This window comes from Paenibacillus harenae DSM 16969, assembly GCF_000422465.1.
GTDB classification, from domain to species: domain Bacteria; phylum Bacillota; class Bacilli; order Paenibacillales; family Paenibacillaceae; genus Pristimantibacillus; species Pristimantibacillus harenae.
The window spans coordinates 493,084-512,194 of the sequence record NZ_KE383845.1 but is presented as its reverse complement, the minus strand read 5'-3'; the positions used below and the strand labels follow the sequence as shown (position 1 = coordinate 512,194).

Here is a 19,111-nt window from a genome sequence, read left to right as displayed (position 1 = left end):
CTATATTTTTGTAAGAACGCAAAGTAAACGGATATTATCCAATCATTTTGACTTACTTACAATAAGTAAGTATACTAATATATTCGGGTTCCCCGGGAAACAGGTGAGAGATGATGTCTTCACCCCTAATCGCAACGAAGCTTTATATCCCTCAACCACGGCTTAAAGCCGTTCCCCGCCAACGCTTGACGGAGAGGCTGAGCGAAGGTTTGCGCCGCAAGCTGTCCTTGATTTCGGCTTCCGCCGGCTATGGAAAAACCACCCTGGTAAGTGAATGGCTCTCCGGCTGCGACCGGCCGGCTGCATGGCTGTCGCTGGACGAAGCGGATAATGACCTTCACCGCTTTCTGACTTATCTCATTGCAGCGTTGCACGCGATTGCAGAGAAACAAGAAAACCAAACGCTGGATTTGCTTCAATCCCCGCAATCCGTGCCGGTCGATTCGATTCTGGCTGCGCTGATCAATGACCTTGCGAAGTTCCCTGAACCATTCCTTCTCGTCCTTGACGATTACCATTTGATTCACAGCAGATCCGTTAACGAAGCGGTTGCCTTTCTGCTTGAGCGCTCGCCGCCACAGATGCACGTGGTCATTATTACACGCGAGGAACCGGGTTTGCCTTTGGCCCGCTTACGAGTCAGGAACGAAGTAACCGATCTGGGCGTCGATGATTTGCGATTTAATTATGAGGAGACGTCAGCGTTTCTTAACCATGCGATGAATATGGCGCTGCCATTGGAGGAAGTATCGGCGCTGGAAGTCCGTACGGAAGGATGGATTGCCGCTCTGCAGATAGCTGCCGTATCCATGAAGGGGCATCCGGAAACCGATCCATTCGTGAAGTCTTTCATCGGAAATCAACGTTTATTGCTGGATTATCTCATGGAAGAAGTGCTGCAAAAACAGCCGGAATCCGTTCAAAGATTTTTACTTTATACATCGGTTCTTGACCGGTTCTGCGGGTCGCTTTGCAATGCGCTCCTGCTGAATGATCCCTCCGTTCCCGGAGATGAAGTCCTTATTTCTCTTGAACGCGCCAATCTGTTTATCGTTCCCCTGGATGCTGAACAACGATGGTATCGCTATCACCATCTTTTTGCCGAATTGCTGCGGCAACGATTACAGCATCGTATTTCCACTTCTGCTGAATCGGTGAACGCTGCTGAATTACATCATCGCGCAAGCGTGTGGTATGAAAGCAACGGCTTAGCGATGGAAGCTTTTCGCCAGGCCGTTGCCGCCGGTAATATGGAACAAGCCGCGCGGCTTGTTGAAGGCGAGGGAATGCCTCTGCATCTCCGAGGAGAGGTTGCCCCTGTGCTGAACTGGCTGGAGTCCCTCACCGGAACTGAATTGGATGCGAGACCTTCGTTGTGGGTCATGTATGCCTCGGCATTGTTGATGGCTGGCAAGCCTACTGATATTGAAACCAAATTGCAGGCCGCGGAGAAAGCCATGCAAGGCTCGGAAACGGATGCCAAACGTAACAACTTGATCGGCATGATCGCTGTCACGCGCGCCGCGGTAGCTGCCATTGTGATTACAGGACAATCATCCGCCTGGGAACAGAAACTGCAAGCTGCAGAAGCTGCGATGCAGATGACGGAAGCAGATGACAAAACCAATGACCTTGTCGGACATATTACCCCGACGCATGCCGCGTTGGCTATGGAGCCGGATCAGTTGAATACCGTTATAGCCCTGTCCCAACGCGCCATGGAATATCTGAGTCCTGACTTACTCCCTGTGCGAATTACTGCTTTATGGTTGATGGGGGTTGCTTACCAGCTCCGCGGAGATCGTGTCGAAGCAAGAGAGGCTTATAACGGGGTCCTGTCTTTAGGCTGGAAGATGGGGAGAAATATGATTGGAATTATGGCGACCGTCGGCCTAGGCAACCTGCTGGAAGCAGATAATCGTTTATATGAGGCTGAGGAACATTACCGGAGCGCGCTGAAGCTGACCGGCGATCTGCCGTTGCCCGCCGTATGCGAAGCTAATATGGGCTTGGCCCGTATTTGCTATGAATGGAACGACCTTGAGAATGCGATGCAATACGCGCAGCAGAGCGTTCAATTGGCACGGCAGGCCAATAGCAAAGACACCCTCGTCACTTGCGAGATCTTTTTCGCCCGATTAAAGCTTGCCCATCGTGATTGGGTTAACGCAGCCACCATTCTAACGGATGCTAAAAAATTCGCCCGCGTGCATAACCACTTGCATCGGTTGCCTGAAATGGCTGAGGTTCAGGTGCTTGGGATGCTTCGCCGGGGGGACTTGGAAGGAGCTCTGCATCTGGCTAAAACCCACCAGTTACCGCTAGGCCTGTCTCGCGCTCATCTGGCGAATGGTGATCCTGCTGCAGCTTTGGCATTGCTTGAGTTATTTCGCTCTCAGGCGGAGGCTAAAAGTCGGGAGGACGAACGGCTGAAAGCGATGATTCTGCAAGCGGCGGCGCTGCATGCTCATGGGGAGAAGAACCAGGCCGTACACTTATTAATTAAAACGCTTGAACTGGCTGAGCCGGGCGGATTTATACGTATATTCATCGACGAAGGGCCTCCGATCGTACCGTTATTGTCCGAAGCAGCTGCTCATGGGAAGTTGCCTGACTATATCGAAAAGCTGCTGGCTGCATGTGAAACGGAGAAGAAGAGGAGTGAAGCGGATTCCACATTCCTTATAGAGCCATTGAAGCAACGCGAACTGGAAGTATTGCAGCTTATTGCTCTTGGACTCTCCAATCGGGAGATCGGGGAAAGACTTTTCCTTGCCTTGGATACGGTTAAAGGACACAATCGACGCCTATTTGAAAAACTGCAGGTACAACGGCGTACAGAGGCGATCGCACTCGCCCGAAAGTTTGGATGGATTGAATAGTACCCCAAACCAACACCCCCAAACCAACACCCCCAAACCAACACTTTAGTGTCTATACGTTCATCTCCGTTGCCGATATACTGACAGTAAATCATGCAAATCGAAAAGGAGAAGGACATGACATCAAACAAAGGCACCGCAAGGATGGTAGGCGTATTATTTTTAATCGCGACGGCTGCATTCATGGCCGGAAGCGGACTCATCGATTCTGTTCTAAACCAGCCTGCTTTCCTTTCCCGGCTCTATCCTGACCGAATGAAAGTAATCGCCGGCTTGTTTCTTGAGTTAATCAACTCCGCGGCAGTGGTAGGTATTGCCATGCTCATGTTTCCAATCTTGAAGCAGCATAACGAATCGATCGCTCTTGGATACTTCGGCTCGAGAATTATAGAGTCCGCACTGCTCATCGCGGGTTTCATCTGCCCGCTGACGCTTCTTGCATTAAGCCAAGAATATATAACCCAAGGGGGCGCAGAAGGTTCTTATTATCTGACGATTGGGAATCTGGCAATCAGAGGACAAGATTTGGCTTTTGAGCTGGCGATGCTTGTTCTTAGTTTAGGCAGCATCATGTTCTGTTATTTGTTGTATCGAACGAGGCTGATCCCGCGAATATTGTCTTTGCTGGGCGTTGTCGGTTATATAGCGTTACTGGCAAGCAGTTGTTTAACGATAATCGGGTTTGATCTTGGATTTATTCTATTTATTCCAGGGGGAATATTTGAAATTGTTTTTCCGGTATGGTTGATTACCAAAGGATTCAACAGGATGGAGTGACGGCAGCTATCCCCCTCGCCTCTAAGAGCCGGATGCCGTCCAGGCATCCGGCTCTTTCCCGTCCCCGCCTCTTTCCTCACACCAGCTTCTTGCGAACATAGCCGGAGATTAGGTCGATGACGGTAATCATTACAACGATTCCGAGCAAATTGGAAGTAAAACAGCCCGTACAGAGGTGAGCGTTCACCAGTACGGGCTATTTAGCGGAGTGCCGTGCGGCTATAGCGAAGAAGCAGAGCGAATAGCGCTAGATTATACCAACTGCTTGCGCTTCTACTATACCAGCCGCTTGCGGATCGCGCCTGAGAGGATGTCGATTATCGTAATCAGGACGACAATGCCGAGCAGGATGATGCCGACGCGATCCCAGTTGCGGGTGCTGAGCGCGAAGATGAGCGGCGTGCCGATTCCGCCGGCGCCGATGACGCCGAGGATCGTGGCGGAGCGCATGTTGATCTCGAAGCGGTACAGCGTGTATGACAGAAAGCCGGGAAGCACCTGGGGAATGACGGCAAACCACAGCATTTGCAGCCGATTCGCACCGGTGGCGACTAATGCCTCGACCGGACCTTTATCCATATTCTCGATCTCATCGGCGAACAGCTTACCCAGCATCCCGATGGAATGCAAGCCGAGCGCCAGGACGCCGGCGAAGGAGCCGGGGCCGACAGCCTTGATGAACATGAGCGCCATAATGATTTCGGGAACGGCCCGGACAAAGCTGAGCGCCATTTTGCCGGAACCGGATACGACTTTTGAACCGCTCATATTAACGGCCGCCCAAAAAGCGAACGGGATGCATATCAGTGTCGAAATAAATGTACCCAATATGGAGATGGCGAGCGTCTCCAGTAAGCCGCGCAGCAGGTCCTCGCCCTCAGGCAAATAAACGAAATCCCAATCCGGAGCAAGAATGCCGGTCATGATCGCTTTCGTAATTTGAACGGCTGTTTCCTTAAAGCCGGTAAAGGGCACACCCGCGAAAGCCCAAATATAGACGGCGGCAAGCGCAAGGTAAATCAGCCAGCGGTAGCGGTTTTTCTTAGGTGCCTGCACCATGTGACTCCATGATTTCATCATAGCAGCTTCCCCCGCAGCTTCGAGCTTGCATAGTCGATAAGCAAGACGATCGATAATGTGAAAATAATAATAACGCTCGTTTTGTCATATTCCAGGAAGCCTAGTGTAATTTCATAATAGTGGCCAATGCCGCCGGCGCCGACAAGACCGAGAACGGCTGCCGCCCGCACATTGATTTCAAAGGTATACAGCGTGAACGACATAAAGTGAGCGCTGATTTGCGGGATAACCGCAAATACGATCCGCTGAATCCCGTTGGCGCCGGTGGCCGTCATCGCTTCCAGCGGACCGCGGTCAATTCCTTCCAGCGCCTCATATGTCAGCTTCGCTATAAGGCCCAGCGCGAAGATGGATAAGGCGAATATGCCGGGCAAAGGCCCGAGCCCGAATATCGCTACAAAAATCGCAGCTAACAGCAGGTCGGGTATGGTGCGGATCAGGTTAAGAACGAATCTGACCGGGTAGCGAAGCCACCATTGTGCCATTAGATTGCCGGCGCAGAGCAGTGCAACCGGAATCGCCATGATCGCGCCCAGCGTTGTGCCGATGAGTGCCATGCGGATCGTGTCGAGCATCGCTCCAACGATATTATCTAAGTAGGTCCATTTTGGCGGAAACATTTCCCGAAGCAGATCGAACATATTCGGAAAACCTTCGATCAACTCGCCTAACGTAGCATCGGTCTGAATTGAGCTTCCCCAGAGCAGCAGCACAACAATCGCCGCCGTGAGATAATGCTTGAGCTTGCTTGGCGCTTTCGGACGTTTCAACTCAGCACCGGCGCTCATACACGCTGTTCTCCCAGCAGCTCGTCCTTGCCGACCTGCCGTCCGTATATTTCCGCGAAGCGTTCGTCCGTCGCCTCCGAAACAGGTCCGTCGAATACGATTTGTCCGGCGCGAAGCCCCACGATACGGGTGGCGTATTGCCTGGCCAAGTCGACATAATGCAGGTTGACGATCGTCGTAATGCCAAGCTCCGTATTGATTTTTTTCAGATCGTCCATGACTTGTTTGGTCGTAAGAGGATCTAGCGAGGCAACCGGCTCATCGGCCAAAATAATTTTCGCTTCCTGCGCCAATACGCGGGCAATGGCTACCCGCTGCTGCTGTCCGCCGGAAAGCTCATCCGCACGCGAGTAGGCTTTCTCGACGATGTTGACGCGGTCCAGCGCCTCGAAGGCGAGGTTCATATCCTTCTCGGGAAAACGCCCGAGTATCGTTCTCAGCGTAGAGTGGTAGCCGACACGGCCGGCGAGCACGTTGCGCAGCACGGAGGAGCGCTTGACCAGGTTAAAGCTTTGGAAGATCATGCCGATATTCCGGCGGATGAGTCTTAGCTGCTTTCCTTTGGCCTTCGTAATCGATTGGCCGTCTATCAAAATATCGCCTTCGGTAATATCGTGAAGACGGTTAATTGAGCGAAGCAGTGTCGATTTGCCGGCGCCGGACAGTCCGACAATCGCGACAAATTCGCCTTGGGCGAAGGAGATATTCATTTGGTTCAAGCCTTTTGTCCCGTTGGGGTACATTTTGGATACATTCCGAAGCTCGATCACGGGATCAATCCTTCCTATGCGGGTTATCGTATGAATAAAGGGATAGCCAGTCCAGGCGCGTGGGCACTCGGACTGGCTTTGGTTAAGCGCGGGATGGCTCTATTCCATCCCGTTCTTGCGTGGGAGTCCTACTCGGTTTTAACTCTCTCGCCGTATTCGCGAACAATATCGAAGATGCTGTCCTCGGATTTCACGTAGCCTTGGTGAGAGTAGATATCAAAAATAATGGTGCGGGTAGTTTCGTCCTGGCCCAGCTCGATAAAGGCATTTTGAATCTTCTCGACCCATTCCGCGTTCATGTCGGAGCGGACCGAAATCGTATCGTTCGGGATGTTCTCGGTAAAGGTTAATACACGAGTGTCCTCGAATACAGTAGGGTAATCCTTCGCAACGATGGTACGGGCATCCTGGAAAATTGCCGCCGCGTCGACATCGCCGTTAAGGACGGCGATTACGCCCTGGTCATGTCCTTTGACCGTGATCGGGATTACGTCCTTCAGCGGATCAAGCCCCTCTTCGAGCAGTTTGCCGGCCGGCCATACGAAACCTGCGGATGAGGTCACGTTCTGGTAGGCGATTTTTTTGCCCTTCAAATCAGCGACGGTTTGAATAGCCGAATCCTTCTTCACGATAATCATCGATTTGTAGAAATCAACGAGCTCGTCGGTAGGGGCGCCTGTGTCATCCTGTACGCCAAAACGCTGCGCTTGAAGAATGACTTCTGCGGCGCCTTTATCTTTTGCCAGTACATAGGCTGTCGGGGGAAGGAAGCCTACGTCTACTTTTTTGGAAGCCATAGCTTCAATGATAGTGTTGTAGTCCGTTGAAATACTAACCTCAACCGGGATACCCAGCTTATCGCTCAGCAGCTTCTCGAGCGGTTTTGCTTTTGCTTCAAGAGTGTCGGCGTTTTGGGAAGGAACGAATTGAACGGTTAATTCTGTCGGCGCATAGCCTGCATCCGGAGTTGCTGTCGGGTCCGGTTCGGCAGAAGGAGTTGGGCTAGCGGATTCGGTTCCAGCCGAACCGTTCGCATTGTTCGTTCCGCAAGCTCCAAGCAAGAGCGAAATGAGCAATAGCGGCAACATGTAGGCATACATCTTTTTCAATCTAAAACCCTCCAAGAGATTCTATTTTTTGACACTTGCCTACTATATTCAATCTTTATTTGTGGAACATCAACGATAAATGAATTGTTTGTAAAATAGTCTTTCCTGCCTGCTAACTTGAACCGGATTTTGCTAGAATAGCCTCATTGGCGAAAACCATGCTGCGACGACGAGGAGGAGGGCCATCATGACGCAATCGAACAAATATACGTACGATATTCTATTGACCAGCGATCTGCACGGAGCGATCCGTCCGGTTCATTACCCGACTAACGCCTACAGCCATACGGGGCTTGCGCTATTGGGCGCGCTTATCAGGCGGATGCGCGAACGGGCTCCCGAGCTGCTGCTGGTGGACAACGGGGATTTGCTGCAAGGCGAGCCGTTAGCCGCTTACGCCGCCGCTTCTCAAGACAATGATAAGACGCATCCTTTTATTGAGGTGCTGAACGAGTTAGGTTATGATGCCGCCGTTATAGGCAATCATGAGTTTAATTACGGTCCAGACATGTTAACCCGTGCCGTTCAGGCGTCGAATTTTCCATGGCTGTCCGCTAATATTGTGGATGCACAGAGTGGCGAGCCTGCATTCGGCCCCCCGTACATCATGAAGCAAACGGCCTGCGGCGTGAAAGTCGCCTTGCTTGGGGCAACGACCCACTATATACCCAATTGGGAGAAGCCTCAACATATTAAAGGGCTGCGGTTCCTCGATGCATTAGAGACGATACGAACCTGGGTTCAGCACATACGCGACAAGGAGCAGCCGGATGTCGTCATCGTCAGCTATCATGGGGGATTTGAAAATGATCTTGCAACGGAACAGCCGGCCGAACCGCTGACAGGCGAAAATCAAGCGTATGCCATTTGCCGCGAGGTGGCAGGCATAGATGTATTGCTGACCGGTCACCAGCACCGTTCGCTGGCGGAAGAGCTGCATGGCGTCACCATTGTGCAGACGGGCTGTAATGGCTCATCCGCCGCCCATGTAGCGGTGCAGCTGGAGCAGCAGCCTGATGGACAATGGCAAATTACAAGCAAGCAAGCTGAGCTGCTTTACCCGGAGGCGTCTGACTTGCCGGACACCGCTGTCATGGTTCTTACCGAGGAGCTTGAGCGGCATACGCAAGCTTGGCTGGATCAGCCGATTGGCGAAATCATCGGCGATCTGTCGATTCAGAGCGCGGCCGGCCTCCGGTTGGCCGCCCATCCGTTCATGGCTTTTGTCCATCAGGTTCAGATGGAGGCTACGGGAGCGCAGCTTTCCAACGCCGCTTTACTAAGCAAGGAGTCGCGCGGCTTCGGAAATAAGGTGACAACGCGGGATGTATTGGCGAATTTCATCTATCCCAATACGCTGACGGTATTGGAGCTAAGCGGGCAGGATATTCGGGATGCGCTTGAGCAGACCGCATGTTATTTTTCGCTGGACGATCAAGGGGAGATTAGGGTCAATCCGTCCTACATGGAGCCGAAGGCGCAGCATTACAACTACGACATGTGGGCAGGCATCGACTATGAGCTGGATATTTCGCGGCCGGAGGGAAGCCGGGTGGTCAAGCTAATTCGCGAGGGAGAGCCATTGCGGATGGATTCGCTTTACTCGGTTGTGATGAACAGCTATCGTGCTGCCGGCGGCGGGAATTATTCGATGTTTGCAGGCAAGCCTGTACTTTACACGGGCGATACGGATATGGCGCTGCTCGCTGAAAATTACATTCGCACGCATCAGCCGCTGGACGTTCCTCATACGGACAATTGGAAGGTTACGGCAGGTTAACCGTTACATGCTATTGCCAATAGTAAAATAATGCGGTTAAGAAAAAAGCTCTCGCGTTTCCTTAAGTGGAAGCGCGAGAGCTAAAGCTTCTTCCGCGATTTTGGGATTCAAGCGGTCATTCGTTAATTTCCCTGAACAGTAACTTTAACGGTGATCGTTTCACTAGTTGTCACGCCTTCCGCGTTAATAAGCTCGGCACGATATTCATAAACTCCGGACTGCCGCCCGGAAATGACAGTGAATGCGCTTTGAGCGGCAGGAGCGGCTGCTTGCAGAGACTGGGTGTCGATGAGCTCGTTATTTTCGTACAAGCGGTATTCCGTCGCGTTCGTTCCCCGCCACATGTTCATCGTTATGTTATATTGGCCGTCGCCGTCCCAGTTGTCTTGAAACAAGACAGGCTTGCCCGGAGACGCATCGGTCACACGTACCGTCAAGGTTTCGCTGCGGGTTGTCCCCATGTAATTGGTAAGCTCAGCGATGTACGTATACGTTCCATTGGCCTTGCCGCTCACATGGGTTTGCGCAGATTGGGCAGAGGGGGAGGCATCGGACAGCGTCTGGCTATCGATGAGCTCGCCATTCTCATACAGCTTATAGCTCGTTCCATTGTTGCCCCACCACATGTTCAGGGACACCGTATAATCGCCATCCAGAAGGCCTGTATCATAGCCGTTGTTGCTTGAAATCACGGGCTTCCCCGGCGCGCCTGTCGCAAGCGGTTCGCTGATAATGTTGAAGGAAGCTTGCTGGGAGGCCTCATTGCCTGCAAAGTCCGTTACCGAGTAGGCAATCGTGTGAGTGCCGATGCCAAGCTCGGAGCCTGAAATGGAATAAGGACTGATGACCGGTTGGCCGTCCAGAAGCAGCAGCTCGCCAGCTATGCCAGACAAAGCATCCGAGCTGCTTAGCTCAAAAATAAGCGAATCCGTCTCGAACGCATCAGTTACTGCCCCTCCAGACTGCGTCAGGGTAACGTTCGGTGCGGATTTATCCAGCTTTACCGTTAACAATTGAGCTGCCTCTTTATTGCCGGCCGCATCTGTTGAGAAATACGAAATTACAGTGCTTCCTTCTTCGCTGATGTTGAAGGGCGCCTCATAGACTTGGTCGACGCCCCCGTTCACCGCGTACTCCGTACGAATGGGGGAGGAGCCGTTTGCATCGGTGGCTGTCAAGGTTACGGCAACGTCCTCTTTTAACCATCCCGCCTCATTCGGCACAGTGGAAAGCGATGCCGTTGTTTCGGGAGCGGCCTCATCCCCTTGCGGGGCGAAATCGCCCAATCCGCGCGGCTTCAATTGATAGACGTCTTTGAAAATAGCTGCAACGCCAGTAATGCTGACCTGCTGGCCTGCGATATAAGGGAAGGAAGCGAGCGACAGGCCCGTGCGTGTGTCTACGCGAATATGATTACTGATGCCAGCCGCATCGACGGCGTCAAACTCGAATGAACCGGCAGGCGCTGCGCTCGCCAAGTTGTGAATGGTTACCTGTGAAAGCTGAACGAGCAGACCTTGATTATCGGCTGTTATCCGGTCGGTTGCAACAGGAGCGGGCAGCGCTTCCGTGCCTGTCTTTTCAATCGCAACGATATCCGTCAGCTCAAGTTCCGAATTGTATAGGGCGGTAGCGGCAGTCACTTTAATGCGGTCTCCTTGATGGAAGCCGCTCGCGCTTTGAAACACATAAAGGCCGCCGGATTCATCCTGCATATAAAAGGCTTGTCCGCCGAAAGCGCCCGGCTCGGTCGTCAATACGCCTTCAACCGTCACCGTCGAACCGACCGGCTTCGTACGGGCTTCAGCGATTGGAATTATAGCGGGAATCGGGCCTTCCTCTTCCGGAAGCGGCTCCGCCGGCACATTGCCCACGGTAACCGCGTTTGTAATCAGGTTGCTTCCGTTCAAGCGCAGGCGCAGATTAGCCTGCCCGGACGTTCCGGGCTTGATACGGACGGTCAAATCTTTAAAGGCATGTCCCTTGCTATCGGACGTGACGCTAAAAGCAGAGCTGTAGCCATAGGAAATCGGCCATGTGCCATTCTCATTTTGAACCATGGCAACCTGCGTGCCTCCGCTCAAATAGATGCCTGCGCTAAAGCCCGATACGGTTGTATTGGCTGGCAAATTGTCGGCGACAACGCGAATTTGGAAATCCTGCGCATTAGGAAGCGTTGCCTGCTTGATGAAGCTGTATGCGGCGTTGGCGCTTGAAGCCGGACCGCCGTATGAGCCAGGCTTAAAGGTAGAGCGGTCATACCACTTGTAGCCCGTGCTTGGGGCGGACCATGGTTCCGGTTGCGGCTCGGTCGAGGCGGCGGGGTCTTCAAAAGACAGCAATTCCGTAGCATTGTCCAATTGCAGTCCGCTGACCTCGGTTAAACGGGTGTAGCTTTCCTGCTTAGCCAGCCAGTTAACCAAGTTGACGAGCAATACGGCATCATCCTGCTCCTTAAAGCCGTCATAGGTCGTTTTTCTGGATCCGGTCTCCTCGCGCAAATATTTCGGTGAAACATCCTCAACCGGGGAAGAGTCACCGATAAAAGCGGCCTTCCCCGCTCCCAGCTTGGAAACGGCGACATATGGGCCTTCGGCTATGCCGCCCCCGTTGTATACGCCCTGATCTACAGCACTGCCCCAGGCTTGATTCGTTTCCGGCAAATAAACGATACCTTTAGCTTTGGTCGGATCGGTAATCGCAAGCGTGGAGCCCGCATGCATGGCAACACCGGAGACGCCGGCGGTAATCCCGAACGCTTGCTCCTGCGGCACAATTTGATTGGCGGTTACATCGCCCAGCGCGTTGAAGCGGAAGCGAATGCCGAACTGGTCCGCCAGCCAGTCGGAGCTGGTTACGCCTTGCATGGCCTCTGAGCCGCGCTCGTCAGCGCTCATGCCTTGAGCAGGGTCCGTCCATGCGCCGCGGCGGTAGCCGTTTATAGCTTCGGAGCCGTCCCACCGGTTCTTGTTGCGATCGGCGTTATAGTGGTCGCCAATGAAGAAAATGCTGCCGCCGCCCTCTACGTATTGCGTCATTGCTGCCTGTTCCGTTGCTTTAAAAGGAATATTCGGTTCTGCGATAACGAACACGCTGTAATCCTTCAGATCATCGTAGGTAAACGGAGCGGCTTTGCGAAGCTCCTGAACATAATAGCCATCATTGGCGAGTGCATGTCCGAAATCGGAAAATCCGCCGTCAATGACCCAATCCGCCGCTCCAGCCGTCTGTGCGTGGGTATTGTCGAACAAAATCTTTTTGCCTGCATTTTCATTTACGACTTTAGGCTGGATAAATGGAGCCGGATCTGCCGGACCTTCCGCGTGAACCGCAGCCGCGGCTCCCCATAAGCCGGCTTGCAGCGAAATGACTAAAGATAGAGCGATAACCGATTTGATCCATTTGTGTGTCACAGATGAGTGCCATTGCGTAAGCTTTATCAATTCAATTCCTCCCATGAATCATTAATCTTATCGATCGTCCATATTCTAGCATCTGAACATCTGCTATAGTGATAGGAAATTGTAAAAATGGTTGATTGCTGCCTTACTCTACTACCCTACTGCTACCCTACCATGCAAAAACGACTAGTCCTATACTGGATTTATTACAGTAACTTTCGAACATCACATCCTATTTTCGGCCTATCCTGTATTATTCACAGTAACTTTATCTGTTTGAGGGCTCGTACTCGGATACGAGGCTTTTTCCACTGGATGAAATCCTGGATAGCCACCCCATAGGACGAAAACCCGTTCTTACGCTGGATGAATTCCAGTATAGGCATGCGGTTAAGGGCTTATGAACCTGACCCGCAGCCTCCGTCGAGATGAACGGCGTTAAGTTGGAGCCTGACTTTGTCGATGCACCAAGATCTGGGCATAAAAACCACTGTACGCATGGTGGAGGATTCCAGCGGTTTCTGCTTCGAGACTTGCCGAAGGCGAGCCTGGAGGATGGATGGTTTTCGCTTGCCCATAATCTGCTATTGACCTAAATAAAAAAACGGCGGCGCAGGTATAACTGAACTGTGACCCGTGAAATAGACACTTTTTCAAAATGTCCATTCCACGGGTTACAGTTCACCCCTGCACCGCCATTTTTTCTAATATACCGGTGAATATTCAATAGTTCTTGAACCGGTAGAACAAAGTGGAATTAATCACTGTGCTTCCCTCCGGCGATGTCCGCGCCAGCAGCTCCCACCCCTCTGATTCCATGGTCTCCTCGCTTAGCGCTTCATACATCAGTTGGCGCATGCCTTCTACGGTGCGGACAGCGACCAACGCATCGGGACGCGTGCGTCGAATTTGCTCAAGCACCTTCTGTTTATCGGGGACAAGACTTGCGATAAAGATTCGCTGGAACGGATGATAATCGAACTTTGCGCCGTCTTCCTTTACGACATGAATGTTATGGGCCAGGCCGATCCGCTCTAACAAGGCTGTCGATGCCTCACAGGCATCAGGATCGATGTCGAGACAATATACAATCTCTTTTTTCAAAATATGTATAAGAATTGCGCTCAAAGGCAATGGTCCGCTGCCCACAAAAACAATGGGTATTCCCGCTTCGGCCGGCTGAGGCTGCTTGCTTAGCTGTTCAAGTTCATGTCCGACCAAGGATTCATACTTTTCCCAATCTTCATATTGGGCTAACGCGGATAAACCGGCGCCGGACTCGCCGCAAAGGCGTCTGGATTCAAACAGTTCCATTTGGTACTCGGATTCTGACAGGTTGACAAGCAAGCTTTGACGCAATTCTCTAATATTTTTATTTCTTATAACCATTTCTACTTCTTCAGGCGTGTATTCTAAACGTATTTGTCTTGCAAGGTTCGATCTATATTCTTTTATTATAGGATTAGCCGGGGTCAGATCCGACTCCCGGCGGAGCACAAGATACGTCTCAATGATGAGTGAAATTAAGTCCGATATTCGAGCATTTTGTTTCGCCCCGCCAAGCAGGGTTAAATCCGCAGTATAAGAATCCAGTACGGGTACCTCCCATCAAATAATGTTTAATTGCTAATACTCAATATATTCATCGTGCAGATTGATTAGACACGGCGATACAAGGATTCAGCTCCCTGAATGCGGACAAGAATCGTATCCAGAAGTATCAAGAGGCAGAAGAGGAGGTATTGCTTCTCCGGTCCTTATTCTTTATAATGAGTAAAAACTCACTCAAAAAGGAGGGGCGATTATGCCTCGAACAAAGGATCAGTTTGAAGAATTACGCAATGCAACAAGAGAAAAAATACAATCGGCGGCGATGCAATTGTTCGTTCAGAAAGGATTTGGCTCCACGAATGTTCAAGAAATTGCGGATAAAGCCGGAATCAGCATCGGGCTGTTGTATAGGCACTACAAAACAAAAGAAGATTTGTTTAATGAATTGGTGGAGTATGCGCGAACGGGTCTTCGTAAAGTTGTTGCACTTTTTGAGTCGGACGAATCACCTGAAAAGCTTATGAATCAGTTTGTCCATGAGGTTTATAACGACATGGTGTCAGGCGATGAACTCGCCAATTTAATGATCCTAATGGCTCAATCGTTTTTTTCAAGGAACGATAAAAACGAAAATCAAAACGAGATTGCCAAGGTAAATACCGAGCTGCTAAACGGAACAAGCAAACTTATAAAACGGGGACAGGAACTTGGCGAGTTCGGTTCGGGAGACTCGTACGAAATGGCTTTATTTTTCTTTTCGGCGGTTCAAGGACTGGCTGAGATGAAAGTGATGTTGAAAAACAACTTTAGCATGCCTTCCCCGTCTATCCTCACTGCTTTTTTATACAGGAAAGGAGAATAATCAACATGTTTACTGTGATCAAAGCGGATCAAACGGATATAGATGCGAGATCTCAAATATCTGAAATTTTTGCCGACGGATTTACCCAGTGGCTCGGTTATTTCTCTAAAGACAGAAACAAAATTGCCAAAGCGTTTGCCCATATGTTTGTGTTAAATCAATTTTATATCGCCCTTGCCGACCGGAAGGTAGCAGCTATGGCGGCGTGCACGGACGGTACAGCCATGTCGGTGAGGCTTCATACAAAACAATTGATCAAGCACTTGGGTTTCTTCAAGGGAAATCTTGCCGGATTTTTTTTGAAGCGGGAATTCGAAGGCCTTCTGGACAACCCGACCCGCGATAAATGCTCGATCGAGTTTGTCGGAACAGCCCTCGAATTCAGGGGCAGGGGTGCGGCTTCGCATTTGATTAGCCATATTCTTGATCATACCGCATACAAAGAATACTTAATCGAAGAGGTTGCCGACACGAATATTCCAGCCATGAAATTGTATCAGAAGTTGGGGTTTAAGGAGTACAAAAGAAAAACAATTCCGAAAAAGCTGGCCGAAAAAAACGGTATAAATCACCTTCTATCGTTGAAATATGTGAAGTGAATCCGGGCAGCATTGATAAAAATCGTCCTACGCCTTCTCTTCCATGGCGTTTGCTAATCCGACAAGCTTATTTAACGTCGTCCAATTGCGTGTAGTCGCAGGGACGTCCAACTGGTGAAGATTGCCGGCGAGCTTCGAATTGCGTACGCTTTGGCGGAATAACAGGTAGACGCAATCTCCGCCTCTGCGAAAGGGCAGCTTGCGGCGACGCTTCTCAACTCTTCAGCCGTTCCAGAACAATGATGGCCGAAATTCCGTACGCTTCTTCTAGCGCTTGCTCCAGCTGCTGACGCAAGGCTTGTTCATCCAAATCGGATTCAAACAAAAGGAGTATCATTTCTTCAGTTCGTAATGGAGTATGACGTTGCCCGATTGGAACGTTCTCGCTTCAACGAGGTTGAGGTCTGACTTGCTAATATGCGGGAACAGCGGCTTGCCTCCTCCGGCCACAACAGGGGAAACGATAAACACATATTCATCGATCAACCCGGCATACGCAAGTTGTTGAACGATGGATCCGCTACCCATGACAAGGATGTCTGTCCCGTCTTCCTCTTTCAACACGCGTGTAGCTTCCAAGAGATCGCCCTGAAGAATCTTGGTGTTATCCCAATTGGATTCTTTAAGCGTTTTGGAAAATACGACTTTAAGCATTTGCGTCAATTGTTCTGCGACAGCTTTCATTTGCTGAGGAACGTTGGGGTCATTCAGGAATGGCACCCAACTGCGCTCAAATCCGCGATACGTAATTCCTCCCAGGATAAGAGTATCCAGTCGGCCGCAAATTTCATGCGCGGCCTTGTCCACTTCAGGATCATGCACAAACCAATCCATTCCGAAGGTGTCGTCATTCAGGCTGGCAAAAAACCCATCGATTGAAATACGGTTCAGCATTTTAATTTTTCTCATATCGCTACACTCCTTATATGGGGTTGATTTTATCTTACCTGTCATCCGGGGAATGTTCTTGTAAAATACCGTCCGGTTATTCCAAAGTATTATGACGTGATCGATGCAAAAAAGCATTGATTCTGTTCTCATATTCCTCGGGGATTGCGTTCCAAATCGCCGAGTGCTCCCCTTGTTCCGGTACCCATATCGTTGTCGGACCCGTATATAGACTTGCCAAGTATTCAGATTGTGTATAAGGGGTATTCTGATCCGCCTTGCTATGGATGAAGAAGACAGGAATAGAACTAGACAGTTTCAATGAGTTCTCTGCACTGCGCATGCCCGTAAACTCCAACCTTGAACGAGGGCGATAGCAACATACTGCTGGAAAACCACAATCCAACGACCGTAAAGGTAGCAAGCAGCACCATGATGGAAATGGCGATGATTCCCACAAATTTCAGTCTGTATCTCATTGCCCAGTTTCGCCTTGCCGTTTGATTAACATGATTGACGTTTGATTCCAACATAAACAGCTCCTTTCGTTATGTTAGTACTAACATAAACAAAAGAAGCCGAAAGAAATTGTAAGAACCCTTCATGTAACGTTAATTTGCTTGTATTAAAGTTGAGCCTGCTTTATAAATAAGAAGCACCTGCTTCGTCGCTGTGAAATTCACTGACTTTCATCATAATGCTTCGGGGACTTAACCAGGAGAATGCCTTCATATCTCGGATGAAGTGCGACTGGTCAAAATAATTGAGTGCATAGGCAATGTCAACCAACCTCTCGTATTGACCGGAGTTCATGTAGGATAAAGCCTCATTGACCCGCACAATTCGAATATATAACTGCGGTGGCATGCCGACGATTCGGGCGAAGCGCTTCTGCAGTTGCCGCTCCGAGATATGGAAAGCAGCAACGATATCCTTTACGGAAATACAAGAGATACGCTCATGGATAAATTCAAGCGAGTGTTCAATCAGTTCGTCTCGTTGATTCGTTTTTTCCTTCTTGTCTATTAGGAATGCATGAAGCAGAGATATCCGCTCTTCGAGCGTCGGAACCGAATTCAATTCCAGTTCAAGTGCCGCCGCATCGAACTGATCGGAGCACAGAAAACCATGGGGAAGCGAGTCCGCGTACCATCCGAACAAGGAATAAAGAGCATGAGGCTTAAGGACGACTTGAATCGACGTATAAGGCATGCTATTGAAGCGCATGATACTGGGCTCGCAGCCTTGTCCGTGCAGAAATAAGGATGGTATGTCAGCAACCGTGGCTGTGCGGGTCGAAATACTCTCAATAGCAGGAGTACCATCAACGGCAACCTGATAGACGAGGCCGGGGAACCCTTTGGGACATACTTTAACTTCGAGCGATTCGAATCCTCCATACGATGCGACCCGTACGCATTCCACATCGTGAATTAAAGTCGGGGGCGGCGGCAAAACCATAAAATCGACTGTACCCATCTTTATTCCAATCTCCTTACGATTCAGGATTTTTTTATGCGTGGTGCATGATTTGTTAAATAGTTGCTTCTGAAAAAGGTCGTTCCAAATATTCGACACCTTAACCTTTACATACCATTTTTCATAAATCAAGGCCCTTTTGGTATACAACTGTTGTACGTTATCATTAGGGATTTTAAAGAAAGATTCTTATATATGGCATGTTATAAAGGGATCGACGGTTTGCGTTGAACACGCTTTGTTTCGATTCCCAACTTCAAGCTTAAGCTTGGCGAGGCAATTTTTCAAACAAATGAATACAATCCAAGTTTTTGTTGCGTACAGGGACTTTAAAAAACGGACTCTCCTTAGGGCGACGGGGAGCGCCCGGCGTTTCGCTGCGGGGAGCCAATGGTAAGTGAAGGGTTATTGCATGCTGCTGCAAGTAAAGATATTCCTCTATATGAAAATAATGATGACGAGTTGAGGACAAACTGGAGTAATGACAGTGTGAAAGGCGGCATGCAAGATGTTATGGATTCTGAGGTCGATTATGTACGTCCTACTCACGGCATCCGTTATGACGGCATGAGGCGTCGAGGACAAGAAGGGTTCAGTGCTTGAAACGTCAGCAGGAATAACCGGGGAATACAGGATATTTATGGAAACTCTAACCTATATATCGCCGAGATGGAAAATCCGTGGACAATAAAAGGACCGCAAGCGATGCTGTCGAAGCCGGAATTTCCTTGGGAAATCATCGGGTTTTGGGTTAATGAGGGGCCGGCTGCGCTTAAGCGGCACGGCAAGATCTTCCTGACCTATTCCGCCAGCGCGACGGATGAAAACTATGCGATGGGCATGCTCACGGCTGCGCCCAAGTTCTCACCTGGAATAAGGACGGTACACCGAACTTCGGAGTTCCCGTAGCGGATGCAAATAAAGAGTAGAAGCAACAAAATGTTAAGAATCAGGCAGAAAATACATGATAAAGCTATAATAATAGAGGCGATACCCCAAGGGATCGCCTCTTTAACATGCCGTTATAGACGGTGCGGTGTTACGAAATCATTAATATCATATTCGGCAGAGCTATTCTTTTATTCAGATGCCATGTAACAAAATCGGTTTTTTCAACATAATGCCCGGTTTTTTGAATGTTAAAA

15 protein-coding genes and 1 pseudogene are annotated in these 19,111 nt (G+C 50.2%); 7 read left to right on the top strand and 9 right to left on the bottom strand.

Annotated elements, in window-relative coordinates:
* The first annotated feature begins 110 nt into the window (after positions 1-110).
* Together H581_RS0130145 and H581_RS0130140 are read left to right on the top strand one after the other, a co-directional pair.
* Positions 111-2,882: a winged helix-turn-helix domain-containing protein gene (locus H581_RS0130145; RefSeq protein ID WP_245600198.1), complete on the top strand. Its 2,772-nt coding sequence runs from the start codon at positions 111-113 to the stop codon at positions 2,880-2,882.
* 117 nt (positions 2,883-2,999) lie between these two features.
* Positions 3,000-3,659 carry a DUF4386 domain-containing protein gene (locus H581_RS0130140; protein WP_029192502.1) on the top strand — a complete coding sequence of 220 codons (660 nt, stop codon included), beginning with the start codon at positions 3,000-3,002 and terminating at the stop codon, positions 3,657-3,659.
* 276 nt (positions 3,660-3,935) lie between these two features.
* On the opposite strand, the gene phnE (H581_RS0130135) is transcribed toward H581_RS0130140, so the two are convergent.
* The 4 genes from phnE (H581_RS0130135) to H581_RS0130120 form a co-directional block, all read right to left on the bottom strand.
* Entirely contained in the window at positions 3,936-4,739 is an 804-nt protein-coding gene (phnE, locus tag H581_RS0130135; protein ID WP_425414663.1) for a phosphonate ABC transporter, permease protein PhnE, read from the bottom strand.
* Entirely contained in the window at positions 4,736-5,527 is a 792-nt protein-coding gene (gene phnE, locus H581_RS0130130; protein ID WP_029192500.1) for a phosphonate ABC transporter, permease protein PhnE, read from the bottom strand. Before phnE (H581_RS0130130) ends, phnE (H581_RS0130135) begins: the two co-directional genes overlap by 4 nt.
* Positions 5,524-6,297, bottom strand: a complete 774-nt coding sequence (gene phnC, locus H581_RS0130125; RefSeq protein WP_029192499.1) for a phosphonate ABC transporter ATP-binding protein — start codon at positions 6,295-6,297, stop codon at positions 5,524-5,526. Before phnC ends, phnE (H581_RS0130130) begins: the two co-directional genes overlap by 4 nt.
* Positions 6,298-6,425: 128 nt before the next feature.
* A complete protein-coding gene (locus tag H581_RS0130120) occupies positions 6,426-7,397 on the bottom strand; it encodes a phosphate/phosphite/phosphonate ABC transporter substrate-binding protein (RefSeq protein ID WP_156889738.1) in 972 nt (323 codons plus the stop codon).
* A 196-nt stretch (positions 7,398-7,593) separates the two neighbouring features.
* Here H581_RS0130120 and H581_RS0130115 point away from each other — a divergent pair, with 196 nt between their 5' ends.
* On the top strand, positions 7,594-9,186 hold the full coding sequence (locus H581_RS0130115) for a bifunctional metallophosphatase/5'-nucleotidase (protein ID WP_029192497.1): 1,593 nt from the start codon (positions 7,594-7,596) through the stop codon (positions 9,184-9,186).
* Between the two features lie 122 nt (positions 9,187-9,308).
* On the opposite strand, the gene H581_RS0130110 is transcribed toward H581_RS0130115, so the two are convergent.
* Positions 9,309-12,629 carry an OmpL47-type beta-barrel domain-containing protein gene (locus H581_RS0130110; RefSeq protein WP_245600197.1) on the bottom strand — a complete coding sequence of 1,107 codons (3,321 nt, stop codon included), beginning with the start codon at positions 12,627-12,629 and terminating at the stop codon, positions 9,309-9,311.
* A 681-nt stretch (positions 12,630-13,310) separates the two neighbouring features.
* Positions 13,311-14,111 (bottom strand): nicotianamine synthase family protein, encoded by an 801-nt coding sequence (locus H581_RS0130100; RefSeq protein ID WP_281169587.1) that lies wholly within the window; start codon positions 14,109-14,111, stop codon positions 13,311-13,313.
* Positions 14,112-14,391: 280 nt separating this feature from the next.
* Between H581_RS0130100 and H581_RS0130095 the strand changes: the two genes are divergently transcribed.
* Positions 14,392-15,000 (top strand): TetR/AcrR family transcriptional regulator, encoded by a 609-nt coding sequence (locus H581_RS0130095; protein WP_029192494.1) that lies wholly within the window; start codon positions 14,392-14,394, stop codon positions 14,998-15,000.
* 5 nt (positions 15,001-15,005) lie between these two features.
* Positions 15,006-15,599 (top strand): GNAT family N-acetyltransferase, encoded by a 594-nt coding sequence (locus H581_RS0130090; RefSeq protein ID WP_029192493.1) that lies wholly within the window; start codon positions 15,006-15,008, stop codon positions 15,597-15,599.
* A 214-nt stretch (positions 15,600-15,813) separates the two neighbouring features.
* Here the strand turns inward: H581_RS0130090 and H581_RS39430 are convergent, their stop codons facing one another.
* The 3 genes from H581_RS39430 to H581_RS0130070 form a co-directional block, all read right to left on the bottom strand.
* Entirely contained in the window at positions 15,814-15,936 is a 123-nt protein-coding gene (locus H581_RS39430) for a hypothetical protein (protein WP_281169586.1), read from the bottom strand.
* Complete coding sequence (locus H581_RS0130080) at positions 15,933-16,508, bottom strand: dihydrofolate reductase family protein (protein ID WP_029192492.1); 576 nt, start codon at positions 16,506-16,508, stop codon at positions 15,933-15,935. Before H581_RS0130080 ends, H581_RS39430 begins: the two co-directional genes overlap by 4 nt.
* Before the next feature lie 621 nt (positions 16,509-17,129).
* Positions 17,130-17,966, bottom strand: a complete 837-nt coding sequence (locus tag H581_RS0130070) for a helix-turn-helix domain-containing protein (RefSeq protein WP_029192490.1) — start codon at positions 17,964-17,966, stop codon at positions 17,130-17,132.
* A 390-nt stretch (positions 17,967-18,356) separates the two neighbouring features.
* On the opposite strand from H581_RS0130070, the gene H581_RS0130065 reads away from it, so the two are divergent.
* Positions 18,357-18,569, top strand: coding sequence for a hypothetical protein (locus H581_RS0130065; protein WP_029192489.1), 213 nt, complete (start codon positions 18,357-18,359; stop codon positions 18,567-18,569).
* 30 nt (positions 18,570-18,599) lie between these two features.
* Positions 18,600-18,821 (top strand): annotated as a pseudogene (locus H581_RS0130060) (family 43 glycosylhydrolase); the annotation flags it as partial.
* Positions 18,822-19,111 lie beyond the last annotated feature (290 nt).